This is a genomic window from Paenisporosarcina sp., from assembly GCF_057785155.1.
The window spans coordinates 1-14,360 of sequence record NZ_JBYNRN010000011.1; the positions used below are offsets into that span (position 1 = coordinate 1).

The following is a 14,360-nucleotide window of genomic DNA, read 5'->3' on the forward strand; positions in this document are numbered from 1 at the left end:
GTTCGTCGAGCCAAGATTTTATTCCACGCTTCCTCCAGCCCTTACCTCACGATAAGTACCTTGCGCTTCCTTAGTGGTTGGTCGATGTGTACCCCCACAGTGGACTTTCACCACTTAGATAGTTGCCATGCCTGGCACACATAAAAAAGCCCCACTCAACTAAGAGTGAGGCAATAATTATGCTAATTCAGTTCTCAAAAGTGTTTCTAATGTTAACGCAATAACAGTAAAGGGATTCCACCCGAACTAATTGCTGCTACAAGTCCTCCGCTAACTTTTAGAAATATTGTGGAGAAAACATTCCATTTATCCATTTTCAACTCGTGTTCCTGACCATAAGTGGTTGCTTTCATTCCTAAAGCCGTCCTCACTATTTCAAACAAACTATCACTTTGCGCAGTCAATGTACCCTCTAATTTATCGATTTGTTGACAATTGGTTTGGCTTGCTTTCATGAATGTTAGTTTCAAACTAGTTTGGAATGCTCTCATTGCTGCTACTTCTTTCGTAAATTCCTCTTGTGTTTTCTCGATTTTTTCGATATGTGGCAAAATGTTACCATTAATTATTTCTTCGTGTTGTTCTACCGTTTCAAAGGTTTCACGCATGGATCCAACTCCTTCTATCATCCCCATCCCCCTCTATTTCTCTATTTTGGGTAAACAAAAAGAACGCCCTTGTGGACGTTCTAATTCTCACTATATTCCTTCGTAAGCTTTACTTATTAAAAGCTCCCTATGCTTTTCTTGTAGTTTCTTCAGCTTTTCCATATCTTCTTTGTGAATAAGCATTTGACATTCACCAAACCATCTATAAAATTCATTAGTTATATTTGCATAACCTTGAATCGCATCTAGTAGAATTAATTCTTCTCCAAGTGAATGAATATATTCTTTAGATTTTGCAGTCCAACCATCCCAAGCTCGTAAATTATCCATATCTAAATGAATAGATTGTTTCATTCCTTTATCTTTATCAAAGTGTATCTTAGCACCTGTTAAAGGTAATGTCTTATGCAATGTAAAGTTCCTTAAATCTTGAATGAATTTAACTAATGGTACATTAATAAAGCTTTGTTTAACTTTTTCATTATAAATTGATTCAAACTCAGTACCGCTATATTCATCTTGACAAAATGCTCTTGTGTGATCAACTAAGGTTTTTACTGAAGACAAAAAATTATGAAGTAGTCGCGTTATCTCACCTAGAAATGCCTCAAACTCCTCATCGTTGTCTGTGTTCATTAAATAAAGTGCTAATTTATCGTTAGTAGAATATTCATTTAAAATATTATTTATTTCTTCATAATTTCTAGCAAAGATTGTGTAACTAAGTTGAAGTGTTTTTATTTTCCCATGAATTCTCCAACCTTCACTCGAAAGAATTCCATCCATACCATTCCAAATCTCATCAGAATTATTGCTCATTGAATTCAACATCCCCTTCTATCCATATTCGAGAAAAGAAGAAAAATCCCTTTAAAAGATTGCTATTTAGATATAAATCATCCAAGAAATTTAAATGTTCTTCTTGTTTTAGTGGCTCCAAATCATCAATCAGTTTTCTGATCATATTTCGTTGATCTAATACCATCTGTACAAAGTCATCCTAATTCAACTTCTTCATTCTAGCTCCAGTTATAAGAAATTCGTCTTCATAACCCATGTATTCGAATAACTGTCTTCTTAATTCATAATATTTATTCATTTGAGATTCAGATAGATTTAAATCATCCAATTCAAACACCTCGTTTTTTATTCAGTATATATTATGAATGAAAATCAAACAGAAAACACTTTGATTTGGACGCTAATTCATTTAATTTTATCTATCACAACATATTTACTGCCATACTTTGCAAGCAACACGCGATCCCCTGCAGCTGGTTCATACCGTACACAGAATGGGAAAGGAACAATTGGAACCATCAAATACTTTTACTCAAATATGTTGATGGTAAAACATTATAGGAAATTGCGGAGGTGCTCAATTTTAGTTCCAGTTACATTTATAAAAAACATACAGAGATAGCTAATATGATTCGATTTGCACATGAGATACAACTGACACTTTACTAACACCAAATTAAATGAATGGTGTGTATTGAAAATCCAAATTAATATAAGAGCATAAAGAACCGTGATCAATTCTAAAAATTTTTTCTCTTTGAAAAAGAGCGCTCCAATTTAGGGGCTCTTTTTAATTCGAGGTAAAAAAATAACTTAGTGATTAACACCTTCTTCCAGTTATAATGAAAAATGAAGGGGGAATTAAACATGGAATGGAGAAACAGAGATTGGTTTTGGTTAACAGGAATAATGATTGCTCTCATTATTTTTATTCTAGCATTTCGGTTATCTGATAATTTGACATTTATGAGTGTATTTTCATTTTTGGCAAGTGGTGTTTCAATTGCACTAGCCTTCGTGGCGATGTACACAAGTTTTAAACAAAATAGTGATAACCAAAACTTAACTACTCAAATGAGTCAGACACTAGCAAGGATGGATGAAAAAATCAATTCAATGGGTCAAAAAGTATCGGAGTTTAGTAGTGTTGAGGAAGTGAAAAAAATATTGGAAGCACGTTTAAATATTGCTACTGAATCTTTCGAAGAAACATTGAGTGAAGAAAATGGAAATATCACAAAATCTGAGGTCATGGAAATTTGGAATAAAGAGATGAGTAACTTTACAAAGTTATTCGACGCTATTGCTAAGCAAAACGATTTAAACTACGAAAGTAGGAACGGTTATAATCCTAATTTTAGCATAAGAATACCACGAAATTTAGTAATGCAAACAGTAAAATCTGATTTTATTAACACTGAGTTTACCCTCCGAGAAATTCAAGAAAAGGTAAATAATTTGCATAATACAGAGATTCCGTTACCCTTAATGAGGTTAATTTTATTAGATTTGTATAGCAGCGGATTTCTAATTCAGCTGGAGCCAATAAGAACTGAAGATGGAAAAGTAATAACCCCAACTAGGTTTAAGAAAAAGGTGAATAATAAATAATAATTATGAATTCATAATGGTCACTTATATGTGTTTTGTCTATTGTAGATGGAATTCTGATAAAAATATTTACTTAAAGCAAATTGCCAATTAAAGATACAATGAAAACTCTTTGAACTTTCAACTTAAAGAGGATGAGAAAATTCTAGGTGATACAAAAAACTTTAATTCAATTCGAACGATTGATGTTAGATCATCAGTCATAAAAGAACTTAAAGAACATATGAAATACCAAAATCAGAGGAAACTGCATTTAGGCGAATCATATAATCATGAATTAGATTTAGTTTTTTGCCAAGATGACGGTCCACCTTTACCGAAATCCACTCTTTTCAAAGCATATAAAGCTAGCTTAGAAAGCATTAAACATGAATTGTTACCTATACACTCAATCCGCCATACCCATGAAGTAATGCTCCTCGAAGCTGGAGCAGATATGAAGTTTGTACAGGAGCGTTTAGAACACGGATCTATGCAGATTACAACAGATATTTATGCTCATGTATCAAAACGAATTGCCACAAGATCATTAGAAAAATTTGATGATTATAAAACAAATTTAATAGTTTCGTGGTAGAAATGTGGTAATAAATCAGCATGTCTACCACGAGTATTATTTATTAGAAAAAGAAAAAGCGTCAGAGCTTACAGCCCCAACACTTCCCCTATTAATACATCTTCAAATATTGTTCGCGTTCCCATGGATGTACAGATGTACGGAACATATCCCACTCGATTTCTTTTGAATCTACAAAGTTTGCATAGATATGTTCGCCTAAAGCATCGCGAATCGTATCATTTTTAGCTAGCTCTTCAAGTGCAGCATATAAAGTTGCTGGTAAATCTTCTACGCCGTTTGCACGTCGCTCTTCTTTGTTCATAACATAAATATTGCGATCTACAGCTTTCGGTGGAGCTATGTCATTTTTAATACCATCTAAGCCTGCTTTTAAGATAACAGCCATTGCTAAATAAGGATTAGCTGATGGATCAACTGATCGTACTTCAACACGTGTACTTACACCGCGTGATGATGGAATACGAATAAGTGGACTTCTGTTTTGAGCTGACCATGCAACGTAACAAGGCGCTTCGTAGCCTGGTACTAAACGCTTATAAGAGTTTACTGTCGGGTTTGTAATGGCAGTAAATCCTTGTACATGTTTTAAAATACCAGCCATAAATTTATAAGCTGTATCGCTTAATTGTAAATCACCCGATTCATCATAGAATGCATTGTCTTTCCCTTTGAATAGAGATACGTTCATATGCATACCTGAACCGTTAACACCAAACAATGGTTTTGGCATAAATGTAGCATGCAAACCATGTTTACGCGCAATCGTTTTAACGACTAATTTAAATGTTTGGATATTATCACAAGCGGTAATCGCATCCGCGTATTTAAAGTCGATTTCGTGTTGACCAGGTGCTACTTCATGGTGAGAAGCTTCAATTTCAAAGCCCATCTCTTCAAGTTCTAACACGATGTCACGACGACAATTTTCACCTAAATCCATTGGTGCTAAATCGAAATAGCCTCCATTATCATTCAATTCAAGTGTTGGTTCGCCACGCTCATCAAGTTTGAATAAGAAAAATTCAGGCTCAGGTCCTAAGTTAAAGTTTGTGAACCCCGCTTCTTCCATTTCTTTTAATACACGTTTTAAATTGCTACGTGGATCTCCAGCAAATGGCGTGCCGTCTGCTTTATTCACATCACAGATTAATCGTGCTACTTTCCCTTTACCTGTGATCCATGGGAATACAACCCATGTATTCAAATCTGGAACTAGGTACATATCAGATTCTTCAATACGTACAAATCCTTCAATTGAAGAACCGTCAAACATCATTTTATTATCAAGTGCTTTGTCTAATTGGCTAACTGGAATTTCAACGTTTTTGATTGTTCCAAGAATATCGGAAAATTGTAATCGAATGTAATTAACCTGTTGCTCTTTTACTAACTTGTGAATGTCCGCTTTAGTGTACTTACTCACTTCTTGTCACTCTCCTAAAATTAATTTGTTTATATTGCTCGTTTTAGTGGTAAAAACGAGATAGATCACCTTGTCTTAAGGAAGCTTTTTGGAACCTTCCAGACTGTTGCATTTCAAGTCTCAAAAGTTGACGTAATTCAGAATCAGTCATTTGAGGCTTTTCAATTGAAAGTATTGGTTGATTTTTCATATCAAATACCTTTTTTATACCAGCGATATTAATACCTTGTTCGAGCAAGTCTTTAATCTCCAATAAAGTATCAACATCAATTAAAGAAAACATGCGTCGATTACCATCAGTTCGCGCAGGATGAATCAACTCATGATCTTCATAATAGCGAATCTGTCTAGCTGAAAGTTCAGTCAGCTGCATCACGATACTTATAGGTAATAAAGGCATCGATCTTCTAAGTTGTTGACTCACAATGTATCACCTACGCTTTCCATTTCTAATACTATCTTATGTTACGTTTCCTGTCAAGTTCATGTCAGATAACCTAACATTTATTTATTGACGAATTAAAATTTGCTTATTTTAGACTCATTCCATAGTTTAATAGCTATAAAACAAAAGACAATCCTGTCGATTTACAGGATTGTCTTTTAGCTTATTTATCTAATTGTAATGATTGCACAGCTGAAAGTATGGCAAGTTTCACATGTTCATATGTGAGCCCACCTTGAACGAATGCTGTAAATGGGGGTCTTATGGGACCATCTGCAGTCAGTTCAATACTTGAACCTTGTATAAACGTTCCAGCAGCCATAATAACATCATCTTCATATCCAGGCATATAAGCAGGTTCAGGTACAAAGTGAGCATTTATTGGCGAATTCGCTTGAATAACTCGACAGAATTTAACCATTTGATCCGCAGTTTCAAATGAAACAGATTGAATTAAATCAGTTCGGACTGCAGAAAAATGAGGGGAAGTTTTCATTCCGGCTCTTTCCAATATAGCCGCAGTAAAGATTGCACCTTTAACCGCTTGAGAGACGACGTGTGGTGCTAAAAAGAAGCCTTGATACATATCAGCCAAAGTATTTAAAGAAGCTCCCGCTTCAGCCCCAATTCCAGGTGATGTCATTCGGTATGCACACATATCTACAAATTTCGTTTTCCCTGCAATATACCCACCAATTTTCGCGAGTCCTCCACCTGGATTTTTAATAAGTGATCCAGCCATTAAATCGACACCTATATCCGTAGGTTCTATTTCTTCAACGAATTCTCCATAACAATTATCAACAAATATAATCGCATCTTTATTCAATATACGAATTTTTGTTACCATTGCTTCTATTTCAGCAACAGTAAATGAAGGACGGTTTGCATATCCTTTAGACCGCTGGATAGCAATAACTTTCGTATTTTTATGAACCGCGTTTTCAACTGAAGGCCAGTCGATCGTTCCTTCAGGTAATAAATCGATATGACGGTAAGATATATTAAAGTCTTTTAGCGAACCTGTATCTTGCTCCCCTCCATCCACGATGGATTGCAACGTATCATAAGGTTTTCCAGTAATATATAATAATTCATCTCCTGGTCGCAGGACACCAAATAAGCTAATCGTAATTGCGTGTGTCCCAGATATGATCTGTGGTCGAACTAGTGCCTTTTCCGCGCCAAAAACTTCTGCATATACTCGCTCTAAATTATCTCTTCCTTCATCATCATACCCATATCCACTTGATGGATGTAAATGAAAGTCACTTACTTGATGCTTTCGAAATGCTGCAATCACTTTCTCTTGATTGATAAATGCTAATCGATCTGCCCGTTCATGTTGAACTTTAATTAATTGTTCAACTTCATTGGCATCTTTTAATGTTTGTTCCGTTAGTGAGGTGTGAAATGTCATTAATAATTCCTCTATTCTTGAATATTTCCATTTTCATATTACCAGTAACAGCTATTGCTTCAAACCATTATTTCATAATGGCACCCTATTATGTATCGACATACTTTATTTAGTTATCTTATTTCTCATTGGATAAAGAAAACGTCAATCTTGTTCTTAAATCTTCCATTCGATAAAATGTATAGAAATTTGTTCAGTCAGATAACAAGGCAATTGAAAACTTCAATAGCAGACAGAAAAAGAAGGCAAAACCAAATTACGTGGCGATGCCTTCTTGACTTAGACAATTTTATTAGAGGAGATTATAAGCACGTTCGAGGAATGTGAAGATGGTTCCCACCTACAAGCTATATGAAATTATTTGTTTTTGTTGGATTGCTGATTAAAGCTTTTGTTATTCACGATGTTTTTATCTTTAGGGATAGAGTTAAATTCTTCAGCAAATTCTTCATTCGGATTGTTCGGACTTTTGTATATTCCATTTGCATTATGATTTCTTACATTCAAAGTCTTTTTGTTGTTTTTACTCATGAATGGTTCACCTCCTAAATTCTAATGTGCTCTTTTGTGTCATATTTATTCTCTTGACTATATAGCAGAAAACTATACATTGATATAGAAGGTCAGCGAGTTGTAATAGAGAAATTCGTAAACAGGATTATTCAAATGAGTTGCTGAAATTTACTCCAATACTTTGTTCATTTATCCGTATCAGTCACTTAAAATTAATACTTCTTGTATTTGTTTTAAAATCTGATACAATTTAATCCGTTCGATTGATTGATGGAGGAATGTAAAGTGGCATGGGATGTATTAAGTATTATTGGCACAATTGCATTTGCAGTATCTGGTGCAATTGTTGCAATGGAAGAAGAATATGATTTATTCGGTGTTTATTTACTCGGTATTGTAACCGCTTTTGGTGGTGGGGCAATTCGGAATTTATTAATAGGAGTACCTGTATCCGCTTTGTGGGAACAAGAAATGATGTTTCAAATTGCCTTATTTGCCATTACGGCGGTATTTTTATTTCCAAATAATTTATTGAAACATTGGCATCGTTGGGGAAATTTCTTTGATGCAATTGGGCTTTCTGCCTTTGCAATTCAAGGAGCTCTATTTGCCGTTAATCTTGGATTACCAATTAGCGCTATAGTCGTTGCAGCAGTTTTGACGGGTTCTGGTGGTGGAATTGTTCGTGACGTATTAGCAAAACGTAAACCACTCGTTTTACGTAATGAGGTTTATGCCGTTTGGGCTGTTATTACAGGCTTAGTTATTGGTTTTGGTATCGCTAAGGATGATATCTCTTTATATGTAGTATTTGTTCTAACAACTACTTTACGCGTTGTGTCGTATCTATATAAATGGCGATTGCCGTTCCGTTCGATTCGAGGAACAGAAAAAGCAGTGTAACTCGATTGAGTTACACTGCTTTTGTTATTATTTTACTTCGCCTTCCCACTCCAACATGCCACCTGACATATTTGTCACCTTGTATCCTTGTTCTTCAAGGAACTGACAAGCTTGTCCACTTCGGTTACCTGAACGACAAATCATTATATATTCTTTCGATTTATCTAAGTCTTGATGTTTAAATTCTATTAAACCTAAAGGAATATGCTCTGCACCCGGAATCATTCCCGCTGCTACTTCTTCCGTTTCTCGTACGTCGATTAAGTTTACTTGCTCGCCAGATTCTAATTTTGACTGTAATTCAGTTGGTGTGATTGTTTTCATTTCGATAACCTCCATGTTGATAAGTCTATTCTTACATCTCAAATCTTTACTCTTTGAATTACAAAACGCTTATTCTTCGTCAGTTGTTATTGCAACAGGTTTTGAAGGAACAAATGTAGAAATAGCATGTTTATAAATCAACTGCTGTTTTCCGTCAGATTCCATTAATACTGTGAAATTATCATAGGATTTAATCGTTCCTTTTAATTGAAATCCATTTAATAAAAACACAGTCACAAAAATATTATTTTTACGTAACTGATTTAAAAAAGTATCTTGAATATTGATTGGTTTCATCTACAAATTCCTCCTGTTTGAACAACCGGCATTTAGGTTATTTTTCTCGTTACATTAAGTATTCGCTTTTACATGGTAGAATCCTGCATCAAATTACGAATTTCAGGAATTATTTGTTCTAACCCCTGGAGAGGATCTATCCAATGAATCGCCATTTTGTTGCGAAAATATGTAAATTGTCTTTTCGCATATCTTCTTGAATTTTGCTTTAATTGCCGAATTGCTTCGTCATAACTTATTTCTCCCTCGAAATGAAGAAACAATTCTTTGTAGCCTATTGCTTGTACGGATTGAACATTTCGAACTCCGTTTTCATACAGCATCTTGGCTTCAAGCAATAATCCTTCTTCCATCATACGATCAACTCGAAGATTGATTCGTTCGTACAAAATTTCACGATCAATATCTAAACCGATGATGAAATGCTTGTAAATAGGGATATTTCCTTGATTTTGAGATGGGTCAGATTTTTGAGTCGGTGAATGTTCGGCGATTTCAAGAGCTCTGATCACGCGTCTTGAATTATTAGGATGAATCTTACTTGCTGTTTCTGGATCAACCACTTTTAATCGATCATGCATAAATTGCGGGCCATGCTTTTCCATTTCATCGTAATAATCTTGTCGCACGTCTTCGTTTACTCGGTCTTCCGTAAATTGAAAGTCATAAAGAACAGCTTGAACATACAAACCTGTTCCTCCAACAATAATCGGAAGCTTTCCACGTTCTTGTATTTCGCTTATTTTCTGTCTTACTAACTGTTGGAACTCTGCTACTGAAAAAGAATCGGTTGGATCCTTAATATCAATTAAATGGTGGGGAACGCCATCCATCTCATCTTTTTTAATCTTGGCTGTTCCAATATCGAGACCACGGTAAACTTGCATAGAGTCTCCATTGATAATCTCACCATTGAGTTCCTTTGCCACTTGGATTGACAATGCTGTTTTACCCGATGCTGTAGGTCCTACAATCGCTAGGACGTCATAGTTTAAATTCATTTTTTCTCCATCCATGTTAATACCTTTTCATATACGCCGATATGATTTTGTTCATTCAAAATTTCATGTCTTTTACCTTCTAAAATAACGACAGTTACATCTGATACACCTTGCTTTTTAAATTGTTCAGCTACTGGCCATAAACTTTGTCCCATATCTCCTACAGGGTCCATTGCGCCAGAAATCAGTAGAATTGGTAGCTCTTTCGGAACCTTCGCAATTTCCTTAGGATTATGGATACTATTTAAGCCATCAAGCAAATCCACAAAAAATTGATTACTGGCTACAAATCCACATAAAGGATCGTCTACGTATTTTCTTACTTGTTCTGCATCAGTACTAAGCCAATCAAAATCAGTTTCTGAATTGGAAATAGCTTTATTAAACTTCCCAAATGAAAGGTTGTTCAATAATTGATTCTCCGTCTTCTTCCCTTTAAACTTCGCAAAACCTTTAGCTACCCATTTTCCTGCTTTATCTATTGGGTTTAAAGGTCCTCGTGTTCCTGAGAGGACGATTTTAGAAATGGACTGACCATATTTTTGAATATATCGTCGACCAATGAATGAACCCATACTGTGACCAAATAATATCGGTGCAGGTAAATCCAGATTTAGACGAATAGCATGTAGCACTTCTCGAACATCTTCCGTAACTCGTTCAAAACCTTTGTCATCTGAAAAGAAACCAAACAGATTATCTTTTTGACCAGTATGTCCATGGCCTCTATGATCATGGCCACTAACTAAATAACCGTGTTCATTTAGAAAGAGCGCGAATTCTTCGTAGCGTCCAATATGTTCTGCCATCCCATGCAAAATATGAATATGTCCTTTGATGGCTGTTTCTGGCTTGTAAATAACCATATATATTTCTTGTCCGTCAGACATGGAGACATATTGTATTGACTTTGTCATTGTGACTCCCCATTTCTAAAGGAAGTTGCTAATTCAAGTTGGTGTTGCAGTTCAAATCGATGATAATTTACTTGTTCCATAGAATATCCCAGGATATCTTTCATTAGTAATAATACAGCATCCTTGTGTTGTTCGACTTCCTTAATATTAAAATATAATGATCCTGTTCTTCTAATAAAGAAATCAGTAGGTGTACATACCATTTCATGATAAATACTATAGTATAGTTTTGCTGCCATTACCAAGGGAATCGAAAGTGTTTGCCCTTTAAGCATATTAGCGTATGAGAATAGATGATCGACATTTGTTCCATAAAACGCTGCCAACTCTTTTGATTGTTCTTCGGATAAACCGTAAGAACGACCTTCTTCGATTTTTTTGTTAATAAACGATGAGAATTGCGTTGAACCTCCGATGTCACCTCCGGATAGAGGTAAATGCTTGGTCATAGAATTTGGGTATTTCCCATTAAGTTTACTTACAACTAAATCTACAATTGTTTCTGCCATTTTACGATAGCCAGTCAATTTGCCTCCAGCAATAGTAATTAAACCAGTTTCAGATTCCCATATCTCGTCCTTACGAGAAATTTCTGAAGGATTTTTACCATCTTCAAAAATGAGTGGTCTTACACCAGCCCAAGTGGATTCAACTTGGTCAAAGGTTAACTTAATATTAGGGAACATAAAGGCAATTGCGTTTATTAGATAATCTACATCTTCCTTTGATGCAACAGGATTTTTAGGATCCTCATCAAAAAATGTATCGGTAGTGCCTACATATGCTTTACCGTTTCTCGGTATTGCAAATACCATACGATTATCAGGTGTATCAAAATAAACTGCCTGCTCTAAAGGAAAATCTTTATGGTCGAGAACAATATGGACTCCTTTAGTCATTTTTAGTTGTTTCCCATTGGCAATTGAATCATTTGATCGAACCGTATCTACCCATGGACCAGTCGCATTAACGATTTGACTAGCATGAATGTTTAAAATTTGTCCGGTTAATTGATCGATTGCTTGTACGCCAACCACTTGACTATTTTCATAAAGAAAAGATTCTGACTTAACATAGTTTACACATAATGCATTTTTTTCAACCGCTTTTTTTATGACTTCTATTGTTAAACGGGCATCATCCGTTCGATATTCTACGTAATACCCTCCACCACGGAGACCCTTCCTTTTTAATAAAGGTTCTTTATGAAGAGTCTCCTGTGAAGATAGCATTTCGCGTCGCTCATCCCGCTTCACACCTGCAAGAAAATCATATACACGTAGGCCAACAGAAGTTGAAAGAGGACCAAAAGTTCCCCCTTTATGGAAAGGTAGCAGCATCCATTCAGGTTCAGTGACATGAACAGCATTTTCATATACGATTTCACGCTCTTTCCCAACTTCAGCTACCATTTGAACTTCAAATTGTTTTAAATAGCGTAAGCCACCATGAACTAATTTTGTCGAACGGCTTGAAGTTCCTGCAGCGAAGTCTTGCATTTCAATTAGGGCAACTGAAAGACCTCTCGTTACAGCATCTAACGCAATCCCAGCTCCCGTTATACCCCCGCCGATAACTAGAAGATCAAATTGATACGAATCCAATGATTGAATCATTTTAGGTCTAGATAGTGCTGAAAACATCTTGAATTCCTCCTCAATTTTAGAACATTCTTGTCGCCTTTACTGCTCTTTGCCATCCTTTATATAATGACTCTCTTTGTTCGTCTTCCATTTTAGGTTGGAAGGTGTTTTTAGTACTCCGCATTTGTTCGATTTCCTCTAAATCTTTCCAAAACCCTGTCGCTAATCCTGCTAAATATGCAGCTCCTAAAGCAGTCGATTCGTTTAATTTAGCCAATTCTACATCCAAGTTTAGAAGATCGCTTTGGAATTGCATTAAAAAATCATTATTAACCGCGCCACCATCAACTCTTAATACCTCTATCTTCAACTTCGCATCTTCTTCCATTGCGTTAAAAACATCTTTTGTTTGGTAAGCAAGTGATTCAATTGTTGCGCGAATAAAGTGTTCTTTAGAAGTTCCGCGAGTTAAGCCAAAAATGGCCCCTCTTGCTTCGGAATCCCAATAAGGCGTTCCTAGTCCTACAAAAGCCGGCACTACATATACACCTTCTGTAGAATCAACTTTTTTTGCATAAGATTCGCTATCAGAAGCTTGTTTTAACATTCGAAGACCGTCTCTTAACCATTGAATAGCAGATCCTGCTACAAAAACGCTGCCTTCTAATGCATAACTTACTTTTCCATCAATTCCCCATGCAATTGTCGTTAAGAGTCCATGTTCAGACTTTACCGCTTCCTCACCTGTATTTAACAGCATAAAGCAGCCTGTACCATATGTGTTTTTCGCCATACCTTTGTCAAAACAACATTGTCCAAATAACGCTGCTTGTTGATCACCGGCTATCCCTGCAATTGGAACTGCAGCACCAAAAAAGACAGAAGGGTCTGTATCTGCATATATTTCAGAAGAAGATGCTACTTTTGGAAGCATAGATAAAGGAATAGAAAGCTTTTCACAAATTTCTTCATCCCATTTTAATTCATGAATATTAAATAATAGCGTACGTGAGGCATTCGAATAATCTGTCACATGAACTTTTTCATTCGATAGTTTCCAAATAATCCATGTGTCAATTGTGCCGAATAATAAATCACCTTGTTCCGCTAATTCTTTTGCCCCTTCTACATTCTCTAATATCCATTTTACTTTTGTACCAGAGAAATAAGGGTCTAGACGTAAACCAGTTTTGTCTTGAAACCAAACTTCCAAATTATCTTCTTTTAGACGATCTACTATTGATTGGGTTTGTCTAGATTGCCAGACAATTGCATTATAAATAGGTCGCCCCGTTTTTTTATTCCAGACAACGGTCGTTTCACGTTGATTGGTGATTCCAATTCCATTAATATCTGTAGGCTGAATCCCACTCTCTGTTAATACAGCTGCAATCACAGATAAGACAGAACCCCATATTTCATTTGCATTATGTTCGACCCATCCTGGTTTCGGAAAATATTGTTGAAATTCTTTTTGTGCAGTATGTACGAGGTCACCTTTTTTATTAAAAAGAATAGCTCTAGAACTTGTTGTTCCTTGATCAATCGCAAGCATGTATTCACCCATTTATAAACCCCCTTATAATTTCCTTTTAAATACGTGATATCAAGAAGTATGTATACCCTCTAATTATACTGTTTTTCCTATTTCAATGTATATCAAACAACGTTCCCCTTCATTCACGATAAAAATATATTGAACTTCCTCCATCTAAAAAAGTTTTGATTTCCTAGAATGATTATCTGGCCAACAATGGCCAAATTTCTAAACGAGTTTTCGCTGTACTTAACAAAACACAAAATCTTTTTCTTTTTAAAAAAGTTGCTTTTTTGACTTTAGATGCATATAGTTGCATTAAGGAAACTTTTTTATAACCAAGAAAATATTATGCGTTAGTAAAAGTATTTTTATAGAATAATATATTTTAAAAGGA

16 protein-coding genes are annotated in these 14,360 nt (G+C 35.5%); 3 read left to right on the plus strand and 13 right to left on the minus strand.

Going from position 1 to position 14,360, the window contains the following annotated elements; all coding sequences use genetic code 11:
- Positions 1-212 precede the first annotated feature (212 nt).
- The 3 genes from AC3EA5_RS03005 to AC3EA5_RS03015 form a co-directional block, all read right to left on the minus strand.
- On the minus strand, positions 213-629 hold the full coding sequence (locus AC3EA5_RS03005) for a hypothetical protein (RefSeq protein WP_488607011.1): 417 nt from the start codon (positions 627-629) through the stop codon (positions 213-215).
- A gap of 69 nt (positions 630-698) precedes the next feature.
- Positions 699-1,427, minus strand: coding sequence for a hypothetical protein (locus AC3EA5_RS03010; RefSeq protein ID WP_488607012.1), 729 nt, complete (start codon positions 1,425-1,427; stop codon positions 699-701).
- Positions 1,417-1,593 (minus strand): hypothetical protein, encoded by a 177-nt coding sequence (locus tag AC3EA5_RS03015; protein WP_488607013.1) that lies wholly within the window; start codon positions 1,591-1,593, stop codon positions 1,417-1,419. The genes AC3EA5_RS03010 and AC3EA5_RS03015 overlap by 11 nt, the downstream gene beginning before the upstream one ends.
- Before the next feature lie 683 nt (positions 1,594-2,276).
- On the opposite strand from AC3EA5_RS03015, the gene AC3EA5_RS03020 reads away from it, so the two are divergent.
- Both AC3EA5_RS03020 and AC3EA5_RS03025 read left to right on the plus strand, forming a co-directional pair.
- Positions 2,277-3,020, plus strand: a complete 744-nt coding sequence (locus AC3EA5_RS03020; protein ID WP_488607014.1) for a hypothetical protein — start codon at positions 2,277-2,279, stop codon at positions 3,018-3,020.
- Positions 3,021-3,132: 112 nt separating this feature from the next.
- A complete protein-coding gene (locus AC3EA5_RS03025; RefSeq protein WP_488607015.1) occupies positions 3,133-3,597 on the plus strand; it encodes a tyrosine-type recombinase/integrase in 465 nt (154 codons plus the stop codon).
- 91 nt (positions 3,598-3,688) lie between these two features.
- Here the strand turns inward: AC3EA5_RS03025 and glnA are convergent, their stop codons facing one another.
- The 4 genes from glnA to AC3EA5_RS03045 form a co-directional block, all read right to left on the minus strand.
- Positions 3,689-5,023 carry a type I glutamate--ammonia ligase gene (gene glnA, locus AC3EA5_RS03030; RefSeq protein ID WP_394187467.1) on the minus strand — a complete coding sequence of 445 codons (1,335 nt, stop codon included), beginning with the start codon at positions 5,021-5,023 and terminating at the stop codon, positions 3,689-3,691.
- Positions 5,024-5,066: 43 nt separating this feature from the next.
- Positions 5,067-5,447 carry a MerR family transcriptional regulator gene (locus AC3EA5_RS03035; protein WP_394187466.1) on the minus strand — a complete coding sequence of 127 codons (381 nt, stop codon included), beginning with the start codon at positions 5,445-5,447 and terminating at the stop codon, positions 5,067-5,069.
- A 184-nt stretch (positions 5,448-5,631) separates the two neighbouring features.
- Entirely contained in the window at positions 5,632-6,888 is a 1,257-nt protein-coding gene (locus AC3EA5_RS03040) for a methionine gamma-lyase family protein (RefSeq protein WP_488607016.1), read from the minus strand.
- Between the two features lie 357 nt (positions 6,889-7,245).
- Positions 7,246-7,419: a hypothetical protein gene (locus AC3EA5_RS03045; RefSeq protein ID WP_394187464.1), complete on the minus strand. Its 174-nt coding sequence runs from the start codon at positions 7,417-7,419 to the stop codon at positions 7,246-7,248.
- Positions 7,420-7,686: 267 nt separating this feature from the next.
- Between AC3EA5_RS03045 and AC3EA5_RS03050 the strand changes: the two genes are divergently transcribed.
- Positions 7,687-8,304: a trimeric intracellular cation channel family protein gene (locus AC3EA5_RS03050; protein WP_488607017.1), complete on the plus strand. Its 618-nt coding sequence runs from the start codon at positions 7,687-7,689 to the stop codon at positions 8,302-8,304.
- 27 nt (positions 8,305-8,331) lie between these two features.
- Here AC3EA5_RS03050 and AC3EA5_RS03055 read toward each other — a convergent pair whose 3' ends face one another.
- The 6 genes from AC3EA5_RS03055 to glpK all read right to left on the minus strand — a co-directional run bounded on the left by AC3EA5_RS03055 (position 8,332) and on the right by glpK (position 13,993).
- Positions 8,332-8,628, minus strand: coding sequence for a rhodanese-like domain-containing protein (locus AC3EA5_RS03055; RefSeq protein WP_488607018.1), 297 nt, complete (start codon positions 8,626-8,628; stop codon positions 8,332-8,334).
- 69 nt (positions 8,629-8,697) lie between these two features.
- Complete coding sequence (hfq, locus tag AC3EA5_RS03060; RefSeq protein ID WP_394187461.1) at positions 8,698-8,925, minus strand: RNA chaperone Hfq; 228 nt, start codon at positions 8,923-8,925, stop codon at positions 8,698-8,700.
- 68 nt (positions 8,926-8,993) lie between these two features.
- The gene (miaA, locus tag AC3EA5_RS03065; protein WP_488607019.1) at positions 8,994-9,926 is read right to left on the minus strand and encodes a tRNA (adenosine(37)-N6)-dimethylallyltransferase MiaA; all 933 of its coding nucleotides are present in this window, start codon (positions 9,924-9,926) and stop codon (positions 8,994-8,996) included.
- Positions 9,923-10,843, minus strand: a complete 921-nt coding sequence (locus AC3EA5_RS03070) for an alpha/beta hydrolase (RefSeq protein WP_488607020.1) — start codon at positions 10,841-10,843, stop codon at positions 9,923-9,925. The genes miaA and AC3EA5_RS03070 overlap by 4 nt, the downstream gene beginning before the upstream one ends.
- Entirely contained in the window at positions 10,840-12,486 is a 1,647-nt protein-coding gene (locus tag AC3EA5_RS03075; RefSeq protein WP_488607021.1) for a glycerol-3-phosphate dehydrogenase/oxidase, read from the minus strand. Before AC3EA5_RS03075 ends, AC3EA5_RS03070 begins: the two co-directional genes overlap by 4 nt.
- A 19-nt stretch (positions 12,487-12,505) precedes the next feature.
- Positions 12,506-13,993: a glycerol kinase GlpK gene (glpK, locus tag AC3EA5_RS03080; RefSeq protein ID WP_488607022.1), complete on the minus strand. Its 1,488-nt coding sequence runs from the start codon at positions 13,991-13,993 to the stop codon at positions 12,506-12,508.
- Positions 13,994-14,360 lie beyond the last annotated feature (367 nt).